At 66.3% G+C, this 16,911-nt stretch carries 14 protein-coding genes; 2 read left to right on the top strand and 12 right to left on the bottom strand.

What is annotated here, in order from left to right:
* Positions 1-202 precede the first annotated feature (202 nt).
* Positions 203-739 (bottom strand): hypothetical protein, encoded by a 537-nt coding sequence (locus tag HNW77_RS15440; RefSeq protein ID WP_172158835.1) that lies wholly within the window; start codon positions 737-739, stop codon positions 203-205.
* A 403-nt stretch (positions 740-1,142) separates the two neighbouring features.
* Between HNW77_RS15440 and HNW77_RS15435 the strand changes: the two genes are divergently transcribed.
* Complete coding sequence (locus tag HNW77_RS15435) at positions 1,143-1,580, top strand: hypothetical protein (RefSeq protein ID WP_172158833.1); 438 nt, start codon at positions 1,143-1,145, stop codon at positions 1,578-1,580.
* Positions 1,581-1,625: 45 nt separating this feature from the next.
* Here the strand turns inward: HNW77_RS15435 and HNW77_RS15430 are convergent, their stop codons facing one another.
* On the bottom strand, positions 1,626-2,072 hold the full coding sequence (locus HNW77_RS15430) for an RrF2 family transcriptional regulator (RefSeq protein ID WP_172158831.1): 447 nt from the start codon (positions 2,070-2,072) through the stop codon (positions 1,626-1,628).
* A 152-nt stretch (positions 2,073-2,224) separates the two neighbouring features.
* On the opposite strand from HNW77_RS15430, the gene cysK reads away from it, so the two are divergent.
* Positions 2,225-3,214 carry a cysteine synthase A gene (gene cysK, locus HNW77_RS15425; RefSeq protein WP_172158830.1) on the top strand — a complete coding sequence of 330 codons (990 nt, stop codon included), beginning with the start codon at positions 2,225-2,227 and terminating at the stop codon, positions 3,212-3,214.
* A gap of 114 nt (positions 3,215-3,328) precedes the next feature.
* Here cysK and HNW77_RS15420 read toward each other — a convergent pair whose 3' ends face one another.
* From HNW77_RS15420 to gltX, 10 genes are all read right to left on the bottom strand, one after another.
* Positions 3,329-4,474 (bottom strand): OmpA family protein, encoded by a 1,146-nt coding sequence (locus HNW77_RS15420; protein ID WP_172158829.1) that lies wholly within the window; start codon positions 4,472-4,474, stop codon positions 3,329-3,331.
* Between the two features lie 247 nt (positions 4,475-4,721).
* Positions 4,722-5,060 (bottom strand): DUF1491 family protein, encoded by a 339-nt coding sequence (locus HNW77_RS15415; protein WP_172158828.1) that lies wholly within the window; start codon positions 5,058-5,060, stop codon positions 4,722-4,724.
* Between the two features lie 79 nt (positions 5,061-5,139).
* Positions 5,140-6,846 carry a S41 family peptidase gene (locus HNW77_RS15410; RefSeq protein WP_172158827.1) on the bottom strand — a complete coding sequence of 569 codons (1,707 nt, stop codon included), beginning with the start codon at positions 6,844-6,846 and terminating at the stop codon, positions 5,140-5,142.
* Positions 6,843-9,059: a ribonuclease R family protein gene (locus HNW77_RS15405; protein ID WP_172158837.1), complete on the bottom strand. Its 2,217-nt coding sequence runs from the start codon at positions 9,057-9,059 to the stop codon at positions 6,843-6,845. Before HNW77_RS15405 ends, HNW77_RS15410 begins: the two co-directional genes overlap by 4 nt.
* Positions 9,060-9,091: 32 nt before the next feature.
* The gene (gene topA, locus HNW77_RS15400) at positions 9,092-11,815 is read right to left on the bottom strand and encodes a type I DNA topoisomerase (protein ID WP_172158826.1); all 2,724 of its coding nucleotides are present in this window, start codon (positions 11,813-11,815) and stop codon (positions 9,092-9,094) included.
* Positions 11,816-11,860: 45 nt separating this feature from the next.
* Positions 11,861-13,024, bottom strand: coding sequence for a DNA-processing protein DprA (gene dprA / locus HNW77_RS15395; protein ID WP_172158825.1), 1,164 nt, complete (start codon positions 13,022-13,024; stop codon positions 11,861-11,863).
* Positions 13,021-13,659, bottom strand: coding sequence for a glycerol-3-phosphate 1-O-acyltransferase PlsY (gene plsY / locus HNW77_RS15390; protein WP_172158824.1), 639 nt, complete (start codon positions 13,657-13,659; stop codon positions 13,021-13,023). The genes dprA and plsY overlap by 4 nt, the downstream gene beginning before the upstream one ends.
* Positions 13,656-14,951 carry a dihydroorotase gene (locus HNW77_RS15385; protein ID WP_172158823.1) on the bottom strand — a complete coding sequence of 432 codons (1,296 nt, stop codon included), beginning with the start codon at positions 14,949-14,951 and terminating at the stop codon, positions 13,656-13,658. Before HNW77_RS15385 ends, plsY begins: the two co-directional genes overlap by 4 nt.
* Positions 14,948-15,913, bottom strand: coding sequence for an aspartate carbamoyltransferase catalytic subunit (locus HNW77_RS15380; protein WP_172158821.1), 966 nt, complete (start codon positions 15,911-15,913; stop codon positions 14,948-14,950). The genes HNW77_RS15385 and HNW77_RS15380 overlap by 4 nt, the downstream gene beginning before the upstream one ends.
* A partial coding sequence (gene gltX / locus HNW77_RS15375; protein WP_172158819.1) for a glutamate--tRNA ligase occupies positions 15,906-16,911 on the bottom strand: 1,006 nt, incomplete at its 5' end. The genes HNW77_RS15380 and gltX, both read right to left, overlap by 8 nt.

Raw genomic sequence — 16,911 nt, 5'->3', positions numbered from 1 at the left:
ACCTTGTGCGGGGTGGGCCGGGCAGGCGGCGCAGGCGTGGAAAAAAGATCGTCGTTCATGAAGCGTTCTTTGTTCTGTCAGGTCACGTCCTGTCAAGCTGCGCGGCCTGTCTCCTTGTGCCGACTATGCCCGCACTTGCAGGCATGAAAAAGGCCGGACAAAGCCCGGCCCCGATTTTTCTTTAACCTTTTGGGCGCAGGCTTCAGCTGCGTACCGTGCGGCGCGCGGGCGTGCGCGAGCGGGTGGGGGCTGCGGCCGGGCGGTTGGGCGCCGTGCAGGTCAGGTAGGAGGCGGGCTGGATGATGTCCTTGGCCTGGGCGTAGTTCGACAGGTCGGCCGTGCTTTCGAGTTCCTGCACCTCATCGAACATGGAAACATGCTGCTGGCAGAACGCGGTGCCTGCCTGCAGCCCACGCTCGGACTGCACGTTGGCAAGCTGCGTGATGTAGTCATCATGCTGGCGCTGGGCGTTGCGGCCATAGGTGGTGGAGAAATACCCGTTGAGCACATGCTCCTCGGCCGCGAGCTTGGTGCGGAACTTGCCGACGAAGTTGTTGTACTTGTCCTGCGCGCCACAGGACAGCGCGGTGACCATGAGCTGGCTCTTCAGCCCCTGCACGTCAAACGCCTCATGCGCGGGTGAGGGGGAGCACGGACCGGCAGCCAGTGCCTGCCCGCCATTAACCAGCCCCACAAGGGCAAGAGCTGCAGCGCCAGCGCGCCAGATCGACATGGACATCAGGACGGGTTCTCCAGAGATAGTGGGGCGGTTGCCAACGGGGGAATGCACGGACCCCGCATTTCCGGCAGATGAAATCCGGATCAGGTCTATAGCGCAAACACGCTGCCGCCAAAAGGGCGCGTGGCAGGCCCGCGTTCAAAAAGATGCGTTATGAATGCACGATGGGATGACAGCGCCCCGTGGGCCGGGTATGCCACACGGGCAGGGCGCGCATGCCTGCGCAAAACCAAGCGGTGGGGCTTTTCCGCCCCGGTGCGTTGTTCTACAGCGTATGCCATGGTGGTTGGCCCCTGTGCCAATCCTGACCGTTACGGGGCAGCGCGGGCGCAATGGCCCTGAGTAACGGGTGATGTATCAAACACAGCGGAGCTGACGAGTGCGACTGCGACTGTCTGCAATCATGATGACGACGGGCATTCTGCTCGCCGGATGTGACAACAAACCGGCGGTGAACCTTGGCGGCATCACCGGAACCCCCAATCCCTACAACTACATGAAGGCCTCGGGCCAGTGCCAGGTCGGCAGCCTTGCCAATGCGGGCAAGGACACGAAGTCCACCACCATGCAGGTGCGCAGCGATGATGGCTACTGCGCCATCGAGACGCGGGCCTCGGCAGGCCACCCCTATGCCTCGTTCGGTGTCTCTCCGGCGCCCGATCACGGCAAGGTGTTCATCTATAATTATAATGATCACACTTATGTGACATACACGGCCAACACCGCCTATTCCGGCCCGGACAAGTTCCGTGTCGTGCTCATTCCCGGTGGGGACAAGCCGCGTGAATACATGGACGTGACCACCACCGTCACCGCACCCGCCGTTACCGCCGCGAAGTAACCCGGCACACGCCGGCCCTGCTTGCGGCAGGGCTGGCAGGTGGGGTCAGATGGAAAAGGTGATCGGCTCGGGCAGGGGGCGGCGCATGCCGGCGTGCTCGGCGCGGCGCACAAGGTCATCAAGGCTGATCTTGCGGCACTGTTCATCGACCATCGCATCGAATTCCTGCCAGCATGGCTCGACAACCTTCTGGAACAGGCCGCCAATGGGGCCATCATCCGTGTTGTCCTCCGCCGTGATGACCGCAAGGATATCGGCGAGCAGGATATCGCGCCGCGGGCGGCCAAGCCGGTAGCCGCCACGGGGGCCGCGCACGCTTTCCAGCAGGCCCGAGCGTGACAGGGTCTGGAGCAGTGGCTCGATGCCGCGCCGGGCCAGGCCCGCGCGCTCGGCGATGTCGGCAGCACTGATGGTGCCGTTCCGCCCGGCGTGAAAGGCCACGTCAAGCATGATCAGTATGGCGATCATGGTCCTGTCACGCCGCAGCAGCATATCGTTCAGCCTCGCCTTGCATGGATGAAAAAACCGGTTTTCCCCATTTACCAGCAATTGGCTGATTGTTCCACGCTTCTGTTCAGGAGGATGGTGGATTATGTCAGACTGCACGCGTGAATAGGCCATACCGCACCAAGGAGTGATACCGGATGACGAAAACCACCCCGCCCGATCGCACATACGGTTTTGCCGCCCCGCGCGGGCGGATATACGACTCCATTGTCGAGACCGTGGGGGGCACGCCGCTCGTGGCGCTGCCGCATCTGACGCGTGAGGATGGCCTGGCCGCCCGCGTGCTGATGAAGCTGGAGTTCTTCAATCCGCTCGCCTCGGTCAAGGACCGCATCGGTGCCGCCATGATCGAGGATGCCGAGGCACGCGGCGAGATCCATCCCGGCAGGACCACGCTGGTGGAGCCGACCTCGGGCAATACCGGCATTTCGCTGGCTTTCGTCGCGGCTGCACGGGGCTACAGGCTGATCGTGACCATGCCGGAGGGCGCCTCGATCGAGCGGCGCAAGATGCTGCGCCTGCTTGATGCGCAGCTTGAACTCACCCCTTCGCGCCTGGGCATGGCGGGTGCCATCGCACGCGCCGAGGAAATCCTGCAAAAAACGCCCAATGCCTGGATGCCGCGCCAGTTCGACAATCCCGCCAACCCCGCAATCCATGCCGCCACCACGGCGGAGGAAATCTGGGTCGATACGGCGGGTGAAGTCGATATCGTGGTGGCGGGGCTGGGCACGGGCGGCACGGCAAGCGGCATTGCCCATGGGCTCAGACCCCGCAAGCCCGGCATCGAGGTCTATGGCGTGGAACCGATGGAAAGCGCCATCCTCAACGGTGACGAGCCGGGGCCGCACGGCATTCAGGGAATCGGGCCGGGCTTCTGCCCCCGCACGCTTGACCTTGCGGCTCTGGCGGGTGTGCTGCCGGTATCCGAGCGCGAGGCGATTGCCGCAGCGCGGCGCTGCGCGCGGCTGGATGGGGTGCCAGTGGGCATTTCATCGGGCGCTGCGCTGCATGCCGCCATACAGCTTGCGGGGCGACCCGAGAACGCAGGCAAGACCATCGTGACCATCGCGCCCTCCTTTGCCGAGCGCTACCTGTCCACATCCCTGTTCACCGGACTGGTCTAGGTCAGAAAACGCCGCCTTTTGAAAGAAGGTGGCCCCGGTCCCCTCAATATGGAAAAAGCGGCTCCCATGCGGTGCCGCTTTTTTCTTTTCCATGCCCGGACGTGAAACGGGCGGTCAGTGCAGGATGATCTCGACCCGGCGGTTCTGGGCCTCGCGCGTGTTGGCGGCGGTCTGCACCAGCGGGTTGCCATCACCATAACCGTGGATGTCGATGGCGGGGCCGGGCACGCCATCACGCACCAGTTCGGCCTTGATGACCTGCGCGCGCTTGAGCGAGAGCGCCTGGTTGTACTTCTCCCCCTGCGGGCCAGGATGGGCCGCCGAGTTGTCGGTATAGCCATTGACCTCGATGCGCGTGGTCTGCGTGTTGGTCGAGGCCTGGGCCGCGACGGCCACGATGGAGCGGGCGCGGTCGGTCAGGTCGCTGCGGTCCCAGTCAAAGAACACGAGATAGGTGCGGTTCTCGGCCGGGGCAGGCACGGCATTGGTCGAAGGTGGCGGCGGTGGCGGCGGGGCCGGATTGAACTCGTAGCGCAGGCCGAGCATCAGCGAATGGTTGAAGTCGGTGCGGCTGTCGCGGTTGCCGTTGCGAAAGCCGTAATCGCCATTCATGGCGGCAAGGGTGGTCTCGCTGCCCGTCACCACGGAATGGTGCGACTGCGGGCCGAGCATGGTCCAGAACCGGTATTCCGCCGTAGCCGACAGGCCCACCACCCACGGCATGGGGAAGGAGAGGCCGAATATGCCCTGATAGGCGAAGTTGCCGTAGCTGCCGCTTACATGCTGGTTGTAGCTTGCCCCGTTCACGTTGCCCGTGATGGTGGTGTTCATGTTCTGCCAGCCATAGCCGATACCCGCGCCAAAATACGGGAACAGCCAGCTTTTGCCGATATCGAGGTCGAACAGGGCATTGGCCATCAGGCCCGATTCCTGCTGCCGGCCATCGGCGCGGGCATGATAGGCGGCATTGCCACCCACGGTTTTCAGGTCGTTATTGCGATAATGGCCCTCAAGCTCGACGCGGAAGCCGTTGCCAAGCCCCCAGCCAATCGCGCCGAGGCCGATGGCGCCGGTGCGAAACTGATCACGTGCCGAAGAATTCCGTATGACCTGGCCCTGGTTGAAGGTCGCACCACCTTCACCGCTCATATACAGGCCCTGGACAGGCTGGGCGAATACAGGAGCGGAGACCAGCACGGAGCCCAGGGTAACCGAGGCAGCCAATAAAGACCCTGCAAGCAATCCGTACCGCAGATTCATACTCTTTTTCTCCCTTCGACGGGCCTCTTCCGGCATATAGGCCCGGTCGGGTGCACGTGCCATATTCCCTGGACTGATCAGCATCCGCATTCTTTTGCTGAAAGAAACCGCCCCTGACAATCCTTGCCACCACCTTAACTCCCCGCCGGGGGGTGTGTGGCCCACTGGCATGGCTGAGTGTGTGCCAGATGCCACACCCATTGGCCGGACCGGTTTCCCTGCTTTCAAACCCGTGGAATCACGTCTTTCATATCAATCTTGCTTCAAACGGCGGCGCCAGATCAGGGGCATCGAATTCAACAACCCACAAGTCGGGGTCGCGTTCCATCTGCCGTGTGACATAGGCGTCAACACCGGCCTGATCAACATCCGTCTCCCCTGTAGCGCGGAACCATGCCCGGCGTCCATCGGGGGTACGGGTCTGGGCCAGCACGCACATGCGTCCCTGCCGCCCCAGAAGCACGGCCAGCACGCCACCTGCATCCTCATCGCCATGATGCAGCACCATGCCCGGATTTCCCTTCTGTCCAGCCTGCCGCAGCATTGCCCGGACCCACAGGCCGGTTTTCAGGCGGGGTTCATCCATGGGGTCTGATTTCTCCGGTAATGCATAAAAACAGAGGGTGGCATGCAGGAATAGCACAGTTTCCACCCGCGCGGGCGACTCACCCCCCGTTTGGCGGGGGGGCGTCTTCTTCCGGTATGGCCGACAGGGCGGCGCGGTATTCCTCGGGGTTGTCGAGCAGGGAATGGGCGGCATCGAGGTCACTATCGGTGCCGATGGCGGCGGGGCAGGCCTTGCGGATGGCCAGGATGCGCGACAGATCGGCAGGCGAGCGCAACTGCCGCGCGGGCACGACCCACTGCGCGCTGTCGGCCGTGCCTTCGGCCAGGTTCTGCAACTGGCGCTCGAGTTCGCTTTCACCCCGGCTGGTGCAGACCTGCGGCATGACCCCAAGCCCCTGCAGCGGCCAGCCCAGCGGTGCGAGCACGCGACTCCATGTCACGAACAGTTCGGCGCCGTTGGGCATCTGGCCAATGGTCTGCACCAGCCCCTTGCCCAGCGTCGCGCTGCCAATCACCACGCCGCGCTTCTGGTCGGACAGGGCCGCGGCGAGAATTTCGGCAGCACTCGCGGTCCGGCCATCGACCAGCACGATGATGGGCAGCCCATTGGTCATGTCGCCGCCCTGCACGGCCCAGACATGGTTGGCCTGCGGGTCGCGCCCCTGCGTAATGGCGGCCACCCCGTGGTCGAGCATGAGGGCCGACGTGGTCACGGCCTGCTGCAGCACGCCGCCGCGATTGCCGCGCAGGTCAAGGATCAGGCCCGAAATGCCGGGCACGTTCATGGCCTCGTCGAGGTACTGGCTCATTTCCTCCGCCGTGTTGGCGGAGAAGGCGGTGATGTGCAGCACCACATGCTTGCCGCTGGTATAGGCGAACACCGTCTCGGGCGGGGTGGAGGCGCGGTGCAGCGTAACCGTGGTCTGCCGCCCCTTCGCTTCCACCGTGATGCGCACGAGGCTGCCCGCCGGGCCATTGAGCCAGGAGGTCACGGTATCGAGCGTGCGGGACTCGGTGGGGCGGCCATTGACCGCGCGCACGATCTGCCCCGCCGCCAGGCTGGTGGGCCAGGCGGGGCCGTTGGCGTTGACCGCCGTGATCATGATGGCGTGGTGGTCCAGCCCCAGCGTCAGCCCCGCCGTGGCCTCGCCGCCGGTGCGGGTGCTGCGGTCCGATACGGCGGCACCGGGCGGGATATAGCGTGAATAGGGGTCGAGATGATTGAACAGTTCATCAAAAAAACCCTGCAGCACCCCGTCCTGCCCGGTATTGCGCATGGCGGCGGAGTGATGCCACGCCACGTCGAGGATGCGGGTGATGGCCGCACTCCACCCCGCCACGTCATCGGGTGCGGGCACGGGCAGGGCGAGCACGGTCTTCTGGGTGGCGGCGAGTTGCAGGAAGCCATGCTGCTCATCAATGCTGAGCGAGGGGTCGAGCGCGCTCAGCCCGTTCAGCCCCCACAGGGCAAAATCGTGAATCGCGTGGCTTTCCAGCGTGCGGGGCTGGAGAAAGGACAGACTCGCCTGCATGACCGATGACAGCACGGCAAGGTCCATGCCGGGCATGTCCGGGTTCTCCACGCTGTCTTCATGCAGTGGCGGCTGGGGCGTGGGCGCGCGCGGGGTGGCGGGCAGGTCATCGGCGCAGGCGGCGGTGGTCAGCCGTACGATGATGAGCAGCAGGATGAACGTGTCACGCGGCAGGTGGCCCAGCGTGGACATGCGCCGCCGCCACGTGCCCGCCCCTTCGCCGCCCAGCCCCATGGGCCGGGCGATGATGACGGGAAACAGGGCGCGTTTCACGGCCTGCGTCTCCGCAGGCGGGGTGCCACATCGGGCAGGGCCAGAAGGACGGTGCCCCGGATGGCGCATGCTTCTTCTATCCGTACGCGCAGAGCCTGGCCGGGGCGGAATGCCGCGGTCGTGTCGCGTGCGTGCAATGTCTGCGTTTTTTCATCGTGATGCCATTGATCTTCCGGCAGGGCAGACATGGGCAGCAGGGCGGAGGTTCCTGTTGCATCCAGCACGACAAAAATGCCGAATCGGGACAGGCTGGAAACATGCCCGTCCATCTCGGTGCCGACCCGCGCTTCAAGCCAGGTCGCGGCGTAGCGCTCCAGCGTCTCGCGCTCGGCCTGCGCCGCGCGGCGCTCGGTGCGGGTGATGGCCTCGCCCACTTCCTCCAGCGCTTCATGGCCGGGCGCGGGACCGGGTTCGAGCCCGGTGGCCACGAGCAGGGCGCGGTGGGTCAGCAGGTCGGCATAGCGGCGGATGGGGCTGGTAAAATGCGCGTAGGCCGCAAGCGAGAGGCCAAAATGACCGACCGGCTCGGGGCTGTATTCCGCCTGGTTCTGCGCGCGCAGGATCAGTTCATTGACCAGGCCGGCCTGATCGGTGTCGCGCACCGTGGCCAGCACGCGGTCAAGGTCGGCGGCGCGCAGGCTGCCCACGGGCGGCAGTTTCAGGCCCATCAGGTCGAGCGTGCGGCGCAGGCTTTCCAGCCGCTCGGGGGTCGGCGGCGCGTGAATGCGGTACAGGCAGGGGATATGCCGTGCCTCAAGGCAGCGGGCGGCGGCGACATTGGCCGCGATCATGAATTCCTCGACCAGCCTGTGGCTGTCGAGGCGGATTCGCGGCGCAATGGCTGTGATCTGGCCTCCATCCCCCAGCCGGACCAGTCGCTCGGGCAGGTCGAGGTCCAGCGTGCCACGCGCGCGCCGGGCGTGGGTGAGGCAGGTCCAGGCGCCAAAAAGGCTGTCGAGCAGGCCCGGCGGCAGGGCCTGCATGGTGGTGTCGGGCGCACCATCGCGCGCGGCCTGTACCTGCTCGTAGGTCAGGCGGGCAGCGCTGCGCATGATGCCGCGGCCAAAACGGGCATTGCTGACCGCGCCATCGGGCGCCACGGTCATGGTCACGAACAGGCAGCCCCGGTCCTCGTCCGGGCGGAGCGAGCACCAGCCGTTCGAGAGATCCTCGGGCAGCATCGGGATCACCCGGTCGGGGAAGTAGACCGAATTGCCGCGCAGCAGGGCCTCGCGGTCAAGCGCCGTGCCGGGGCGCACGTACCAGGCCACGTCGGCAATGGCGATGGTGATGCGGAAGCCGTCCCCATCGGGCTCGGCGTAGATCGCATCATCAAAATCGCGTGCATCCGCGCCATCGATCGTGACCAGCGGCATCTCACGCAGGTCGGTGCGGCCTGCGGGGGCAACGCCACGGGCGGCTTTTGCCTGGGCCAGCGCCTCGGTGGGGAAGACGTGGGGAATGCCCAGCATGGCCACCGATACCATGCTGATGGTGCGTGCATCGCCCTGCGGGCCAAGGCGCTCGATGATGCGCGCAGGGTGCAGCCCCGGCCCGGACTGGGGCAGCGGCGTGGCAATGACAATCTCGTTATCCGGCGCGCCATCATCCTCGCCCGCAGGAATGACCCATTCGGCCCTGGCGCGGCGGTCGGCAGGTGTGAGGCGACCTGCGGGGCGGAAGCGGGCCGGCGTGCTGGCTGCCGGGTCATCAGGCGGCAGGGTGCGGAACAGGCCCACGATCCGGGTGGGCGCATCGCTCAGGCGGCGCAGCGTGCGGCCTTCATACCGGCCGGGGCCGACGCGGCGCAGGCGGGCCACAACGCGCTCGCCCGGTGCCAAAGCTGCGCGGCCACGCAGTTCGGGGTGCATGAACACGGTGGGCGCCATCCCTTCGCCATCCCACTGCACGGGTCTTGCAATCGGGTCGCCATCGGCATCGGTGCCGGTGACCTGCACCACCATGGATTCGGGCAGCCGGTCCGATACACGAAAGCGCCGTGCGCCAGCAGGGGCAAGCGTGCCATCAAGCGCCATGTCGCGCAGCATCTGGCGCAACGCCGCCTTGTGCTCCGGCCCAAGGCCGAATTCACGGCTGATCTCGCGCTTGCCGATGCGCCCTGTCGCCCCTTCGATAAACGCGCGAAGCTGCTCACGATCGGGCAGGCCCCCCGTACGGGCTGGCGGCGTGCCCGTGGGCAGGCGGTCCGGCATCTCGGGAGTTGCTGGACGCTGCCGTTTCATGATCAGTCCGTCTCGCTTTCAGTCTTGGCCGGGGCGGCCTTCTTGCGGGTAGTAGTCTTTTTTGCAGCCGGTTTGGCTGCCGTCTTTTTGGGGGCTGCCTTTTTCTTCGGTGCAGCCTTCTTGGGCGCGGCGTCCTTGCCGTCCTCACCTTCTCCCGCCTTGGCCTTTGTCTTGCGGGCAGCGGGCTTGCGGGTGGTGGTGGCTTTCTTGCCCTTGGCCTTGAGCGGCTTGCCCTTTTCGGCCAGCAGCGTCAGGGCTTCCTCCATGGTCACGTCGTTCATGTCCTGCCCGCGCGGCACGGTGGCCACGATGGAGCCGTGCTGGACATACGGGCCAAAGCGGCCCTTGCGCACCATGACCGGCTCGCCATCCTTGGGGTGGGGGCCGATGGTGCGGATCGAGGCCAGCTTCTTGGCCAGCGCATCGACCGCGCGGTTCAGCCCCACGGTCAGGACATCGTCATCCTTGTCCAGCGAGCCATAGACCGCGCCCATCTTCACATACGGGCCAAAGCGGCCCAGACCCGCCTCGATCGGCTCGCCGAGTTCGGGGTGGATGCCCACGATGCGCGGCAGCGACAGCAGCCCAACCGCCTGCTCGAGCGTGATCTTGTCACCATCGAGCCCGCGCGGAATGGTGGCGCGTTTCGGCTTGGCCTTCTTGTCCTCGGGGTCGGGCTCGCCCTGCTGCACGTACAGCCCCCACGGGCCACGGCGCACGGTTATGTCCTCGCCGGTCGGGCCTGTGCCGAGCACGCGCATGCCGTCCTTCAGGGTGGCGTCATCGCCTTCGTTCGGGTCGGCCACGAGTTTGCGGGTATACTGGCATGTGGGGTAGTTCGAGCAGCCGATGAACGCGCCATAGCGCCCGAGCTTGAGCCCCAGCCTGCCGGTATTGCACGCCGTGCACAGGCGCGGGTCCTGCCCATCCTCACGCGCGGGGAAGAAGTAGGGCGAAAGGTCGGCATCAAGTGCGGTGATGACGTCGGATATCTTGAGGTCCTTGGTCTGGTCCACCGCGTGCGAGAAGTCGGACCAGAAGGCGGACATGACATCACGCCAGTTGGCCCGCCCGCCCGAGATGTCATCAAGCTGTTCCTCAAGCCCTGCGGTGAACTGCGTGTCCACGTAGCGCTCGAAGAACGAGGTGAGGAAGGCCGTGACCAGCCGCCCGCGATCTTCGGGGATGAAGCGGCGGTTCTCAAGCTGCACGTAATTGCGGTCGCGCAGCACGGTCAGGATGGAGGCGTAGGTGGACGGGCGGCCAATGCCGATCTCTTCCATCTTCTTGACCAGCGAGGCTTCCGAATAGCGCGGCGGCGGCTGGGTGAAGTGCTGGTCCGCCGTGACCTCGCCGCGCCCGATGGCATCATGCTCCTTCATGGCGGGCAGCATGCGGTCCTGCTCGTCCTCCGCCTTGGCGGGCGAGTCGTCGCGGCCTTCGCTGTAGAGCTTCAGGAAGCCGTCAAACGCGATCATGGAACCCGTGGCGCGCAGGGTCACGCGCTTCTGGCGGTCCACGATATCGACCGCCACCTGGTCGAGTTCGGCGGACTGCATCTGGCTGGCGACAGAGCGCTTCCACACCAGGTCGTACAGCTTCTTCTGCTCGGGCGAGAGGTAGCGCGCCATGTCGGCGGGCGTGCGGCGCACGTCGGTCGGGCGGATGGCCTCATGGGCTTCCTGCGCGTTCTTGGCCTTGGTGGCGTAGATGCGCGGCTTGTCAGGCACGTACTGTGCGCCAAAGCTATGGTCGATATGGCCCCGGATGGCGCTGATCGCCTCGCCCGCCATCTGCACGCCGTCGGTTCGCATATAGGTGATGAGGCCCACGGTCTCGCCACCGATGTCGATGCCTTCATAAAGCTGCTGGGCCGTGCGCATGGCCACCTGCGCGCCCATGCCCAGCTTGCGCGAGGCCTCCTGCTGCATGGTCGATGTGGTGAACGGCGGCGGCGGGTTGCGGCGCACCTTGCGGCGCTCGACCTTGTCCACCCCGAAGTCACCGGCCTCGACCGCGGCCTTGGCCGCCATGGCGCTGGCTTCGTTGTTGAGATCGAACTGCTCGAGCTTGTGGCCATCAAGATGCGTGAGCCGCGCGGTAAAGCCAGCCCCCGCGGGCGTGGTCATGCGGGCCAGCACGGACCAGTATTCACGCGGCTTGAAGATCTCGATCTCGGCCTCGCGCTCGCAGATCAGCCTGAGTGCGACCGACTGCACGCGCCCCGCGCTGCGCGAGCCGGGCAGCTTGCGCCACAGCACCGGCGAGAGCGTGAAGCCCACGAGATAGTCGAGCGCGCGGCGGGCGAGATAGGCCTCGATCAGCGGGAAGTCGAGTTCACGCGGATGCGCCATCGCGGCCTTGATGGCGCTTTTGGTGATCTCGTTGAAGGTGACGCGCTGCACCTCGATGCCCTTGAGGAGTTTCTTCTCTTCCAGGATCGAGCGTACATGCCACGAAATGGCTTCCCCCTCGCGGTCGGGGTCAGTGGCGAGATACAGGTGCGTGGCGCCGCGCAGCGCCTTGGCAATGGCCGCGATCTGGCGGCTGCCGCGCTCGTCGGTTTCCCACACCATGGCAAAGCCCTCGTCGGGCTTGACGCTGCCATCCTTGGGCGGAAGGTCGCGCACATGCCCGAACGAGGCCAGAACCGTATAATTATCACCCAGATACTTATTGATCGTTTTCGCCTTGGCTGGCGATTCGACCACCACGACGTCAGTCATTCTGTCTCCGGATCACGATTCTCAAAACCTTGCTCTATCCCGCGCTCAGGCCGGGGGTGGACGCCGCACGACCAGATCTCCTGCAAGGAATTCGATCGTGCCCGCAATCTCCATTTCCGACAGGACGGTCAGGACTGCTGCTGTCGAGAACTGGCAGCGCCGTACGAGATCGTCAACAGGCGATGGCGTGAAAGATAGAAAACCTTCCACCATTTCATGCAGGTCGCCCTGGGCGGGCGGGGGTGGGGCCGGGTCTGGCCGCAATGGTGCCAAGGCTTGCCCGCCCGATGGGGCAGCATTGTGGCGCACAGGGCGGGGTGGGGCGCCAAACAGGTCATTTTCCTCTATTGTTTCAGGGAGTTCGCGCAAAATATCACGCTCGGTTTCGGTCACGACCGCCCCCTGGCGCAGCAGGTCGTTGCTGCCCCGGCAGCGCGGATCAAGCGGCGAGCCGGGCACGGCGAAGAGGGTGCGCCCGTAATCAAGCGCCATGCGCGCGGTAATCAGGCTGCCCGAGCGCAGTGCTGCCTCCACCACCACGCAGCCCAGCCCCAGCCCTGCAATCAGCCGGTTGCGGCGCGGAAAGTGCCGGGCCTGTGGCACCGTGCCCAGCGCGGCCTCGGTCACGACCGCGCCGGTGCGGGCAATTTCGGCCTGCAGGGCGGCATGTTCGGGCGGGTAGGGGCAGTCCAGCCCGCCCGCGATGGCGGCAACCGTGCGGCCTGCGGTCATGGCGCCGCGATGGGCCGCGCCATCAATGCCACGCGCCAGCCCCGATACGGTGTGCACGCCGTGGGCGGCCAGCAGGGCGGCCAGGCTTTCGGCCATGCGCAGCCCGCCTGATGAGGCATTGCGCCCGCCCACGATGCCCACCATGCGGGCGCAGAGCAGGGTGGCGTCGCCCAGCACCGACAGCACGGGCGGCGCGTCAGGCAGTGCGGCCAGCAGGGCGGGGTAGCCGGGCTGGCCGTGGGTGAGCAGCGTGCCGCCCATGGCGTGCAGGCGCTCAAGCTCGCGCAGTGCATCATCGCGCGGGCAGAGCGGGCCGATGGTGCGGCTGATGCGGGTGGCGCCACGCTCGAGCATGGCAAGTGCTGCTTCAACGCTGCCATGGGTGCGGATGAGCTTGCGATAGCTGACCGGGCCGATGCCGTCCGTTCGCGCCAGCCGCAGGCAGGCCAGCGCCGTTTCGGCATCGGGGTGGGTCATGTGCTTTTCTGGCCGATTCTGGGCTCGGTGCCCTTGAGCAGGCGGGTGATGTTGGCGTGATGGCGGATCAGGATCATCACCGCAATCAGCACCCCGGCCAGATAGGCGGGGGAGTGGAAGTCAATCCGCCCCGGCCGGATCATGAGCAGCGGCAGCGCCGCGAAGGCCACGATCGCACCTGCCGAGGAAATGCGCGTGACCTTGGCAAAGATCAGCCACAGCGCACAGCAGCACAGGCCCACGCCGGGCATCAGGGCCAGGATGCAGCCAAGACCCGTGGCGACGCCCTTGCCGCCCCTGAACTTGAGCCAGACGGGAAAGCAGTGCCCCGCCACGGCAAAGATGGCGGCCAGCGATTCGGCGGCCAGCGTATGGAACGGGCACAGCACGAAGGCGCAGAACACCGCAAACGCCCCCTTGGTGCCATCAAGCGCCAGCGTGCCTGCGGCCAGCCCCTTGCGGCCGGTGCGCAGCACGTTGGTCGCCCCGATATTGCCCGAGCCGATCTTGCGGATATCGCCCCCACCCGACAGCGCGGTGAGCACCAGGCCAAAGGGAATGCTGCCGATCAGGTAGGACAGGAAGGCGACACCGCCCATGAGCGGCAGGTCATAGGTGGGGATGCCGTAGATCATGCGGCCTGCGCCCCGAACACGCGCACGCCCTTCTTCCATGTGCCCAGCACGCGGCCTTCGAGCGCGCGGCCATCGAACGGGGTGTTCTGCGCCTTGCCCGGCAGGTCGCCCGCGCGCACCACCCAGGCGGTGTCGGGGTTGAACAGGCACAGGTCGGCAGGCATGCCCGCGGCCAGCGTGCCCGCCCTGCTGCCCAGCACGGCAGCCGGGCGGTGGGTGAGCAGGCCGATGGCCTCCATCATGCCCAGATGGCCCGCATGCACCTGCGCCAGTGTTACCGCAAGCAGCGTGCACAGCCCGGTGCCGCCGGCTGCCGCCACGGCAAAAGGCTGGCGCTTGTCATCGGCGTCACACGGCATGTGGTCGGATGCGATGGCGTCGATCGTGCCATCGGCCAAAGCAGCGCTGACGGCACGGCGGTCGGCCTCGGTGCGCAGCGGCGGCGAGAGCTTGGCATAGGTGCGGAAATCACCGATCACCGTCTCGTTGAGGTCGAAATAGGGTGGAGCCGTATCACAGCTCACGCGCAGGCCATCGGCCTTGGCGTTGCGGATCAGGTCCAGCCCCTCGGCGGTCGAGACATGGCCGAAATGCAGCCGCCCGCCGGTCATGCGTGCAAGGCGCAGGTCGCGCGCGATCAGGATGGCCTCGGCTGCCGCCGGAATGCCCGGCAGGCCAAGGCGGGTGGCCAGTTCGCCATCGGTGGCACAGCCCCCGCGCGCCAGCGACGGGTCTTCGGGGTGCTGCACGATCAGGGCGTTGAAGCCGCGGGCGTAGGTCAGCATCTGGCGCATCATGCGGCTGTCGGCAATGGCGTGCGGGCCATCGGTAAAGGCAATGGCGCCCGCTTCGGCCAGCAGGCCGATCTCGGCCATTTCCCGGCCCGCGCAGTCGCGGGTCAGGGCGCCATAGGGCAGGATGTCGATCATGCCCGTTTCCTCGCCACGCGCGCGCAGCAGGCGGGCGAGGGCGGGGTTGTCGATGGTCGGGCTGGTATTGGGCAGCACGGCGATGGTGGTGATGCCACCGGCCACGGCGGCGCGGGCAGCCGAGAGTACCGTCTCGCGGTATTCGTAGCCGGGCTCGCCAATGGTCACGCGCATGTCAACAAGGCCGGGGCACAGCACGAGCTGGCCGCCGCCATCGATCACGTCCGCGCCATCAGGCGTGCCTTCGGCGTTCGGTGCGTCGGTGCCCGCAATCAGGCCATCGTGCACCAGCAGGCGGCCGGGGCGGTCGGTGTTGCTGGCGGGGTCGATCAGGCGCACATTTTCAAAAACGACCGGCTTCATGCGCCTTCTCCCCCGCGTGCGAGCAGGTCGAGCACCGCCATGCGCACCGCAACCCCCATTTCCACCTGTTCACGGATTACGCTCTGGTCGGAATCGGCCACGCGGCTGTCAATTTCCACGCCACGGTTCATCGGGCCGGGATGCATGACCAGCGCATGCGGCCTGGCCAGCGCGAGGCGCTTGTTATCAAGCCCATAGAAGCGGAAATATTCCCGCGCGCTGGGCACCTGCGTGCCCTTCATGCGCTCGCGCTGCACGCGCAGCATCATCACCACGTCCACGCCGCGCAGGCCGTCTTCCATGGTGTGATGGATGCTCACGCCCAATGCGCCAATAGCGCCGGGCACCAGGGTGGGCGGTCCCACCACGCGCACCTGGCAGCCCAGTGCGGTGAGCAGGTGAATGTTGGAGCGTGCGACACGGCTGTGGCTCACATCGCCGCAGATCGCCACCGTCAGCCCCTCGAACGTGCCGAAATGGCGGCGGATGGTCAGCGCATCAAGCAGGGCCTGCGTGGGGTGTTCATGCGTGCCGTCGCCCGCATTGACCACGCTGGCCTGCACCTTCTGCGCGAGCAGCGCGGGCGCGCCGGACTGGGCGTGGCGCACCACCAGCAGGTCGGCATGCATGGCGTTGAGCGTTGCCGCCGTGTCGAGCAGCGTCTCGCCCTTGTTGACCGAGGAACTGGCCACGGTCATGTTCACCACATCCGCGCCCAGCCGCTTGCCCGCCAGTTCGAACGAGGTGCGGGTGCGGGTGCTGTCCTCAAAGAACAGGTTGATGAGCGTGCGCCCGCGCAGCAGGTCGCGCGGGGTCTTGCGCGAGCGGTTGAGCAGGGCGTAGTGCTCGGCCAGGTCCAGTATGGGCGTGATCCGGCTCGGATGCATGCCCTGCACGCCCAGCAGGTGGCGCGTGGCGGGGTTGGCGAACACGTTGCTGCCGTGGCTGCCGCGCTCACTCATGGGCGGCGACCGCGTTGATGCGCGCCAGGACCTCGTCACGGCCAAGGGCGAGCAACGTGTCATCAATGCCGGGCGACATGGTGCTGCCGGTTACGGCGGCGCGCAGCGGCTGGGCCACCTTGCCGAGCTTCATCTCATGCGTCTCGGCAAACTGGCGCAGGGTCGCGTCGATCGCTTCCTTGCTGAACGGCTCGGTGGCCTTGAGTGCCAAAGCCAGCCTGCCCAGCATCACGCGGTTTTCCGGCGTGAGCTGCTTTTCGGCCTTGGGGTCGAAGGTCAGTGGCAGCGACCGGCCCAGGAAGGCGGCGTTATCGGCCAGTTCCACCAGCGTCTTGGCGCGTTCCTTCAGGCCGGGCATCAGGGCCAGCACCTTCGCACGGGTGGCATCGGATGTATCGACGCCGTCCATCTTGGCCAGCCGTTCCATCACGTCGTTGGTCAGGCGGGTGTCATCGGCCTGGCGCAGCCACACGCCGTTGATGTGCAGCAGCTTGGCGTAATCCATGCGCGAGGGCGAGCGGCCCACGCCATCGAGGTCGAACAGCCTGATCTGCTCCTCGCGCGAGAGGATCTCGGCATCGCCGTGGCCCCAGCCAAGGCGCAGCAGGTAGTTGTTCAGCGCCTCGGGCAGGTAGCCCATCTCGCGGAATTCCACGACCGACTGCGCCCCATGCCGCTTGGACAGCTTGGCCCCGTCAGGCCCGTGAATAAGCGGCAGATGCGCGAAATGCGGCAGCTTCCAGCCCATGGCGCGGTAGATCATGGCCTGACGGAAGGTATTGGTCAGGTGGTCATCGCCACGGATGACGTGGGTGATGTCCATGTCATGGTCATCGACCACCACGGCAAGCTGGTAGACCGGCGTGCCATCGGCGCGCAGGATGATCATGTCATCCAGTTCGGAATTGGCCACGCGCACGTCGCCCTGCACCAGGTCGTGGATGGTGGTTTCCCCCTCGCGCGGGGCCTTGATGCGGATGGTGTAGGGGGTGTTGGCG

Source organism: Komagataeibacter melomenusus, from assembly GCF_013155395.1.
In the GTDB taxonomy this organism is placed as follows: Bacteria; Pseudomonadota; Alphaproteobacteria; order Acetobacterales; family Acetobacteraceae; genus Komagataeibacter; species Komagataeibacter melomenusus.
This window is presented reverse-complemented; position numbering and strand designations above follow the sequence as displayed.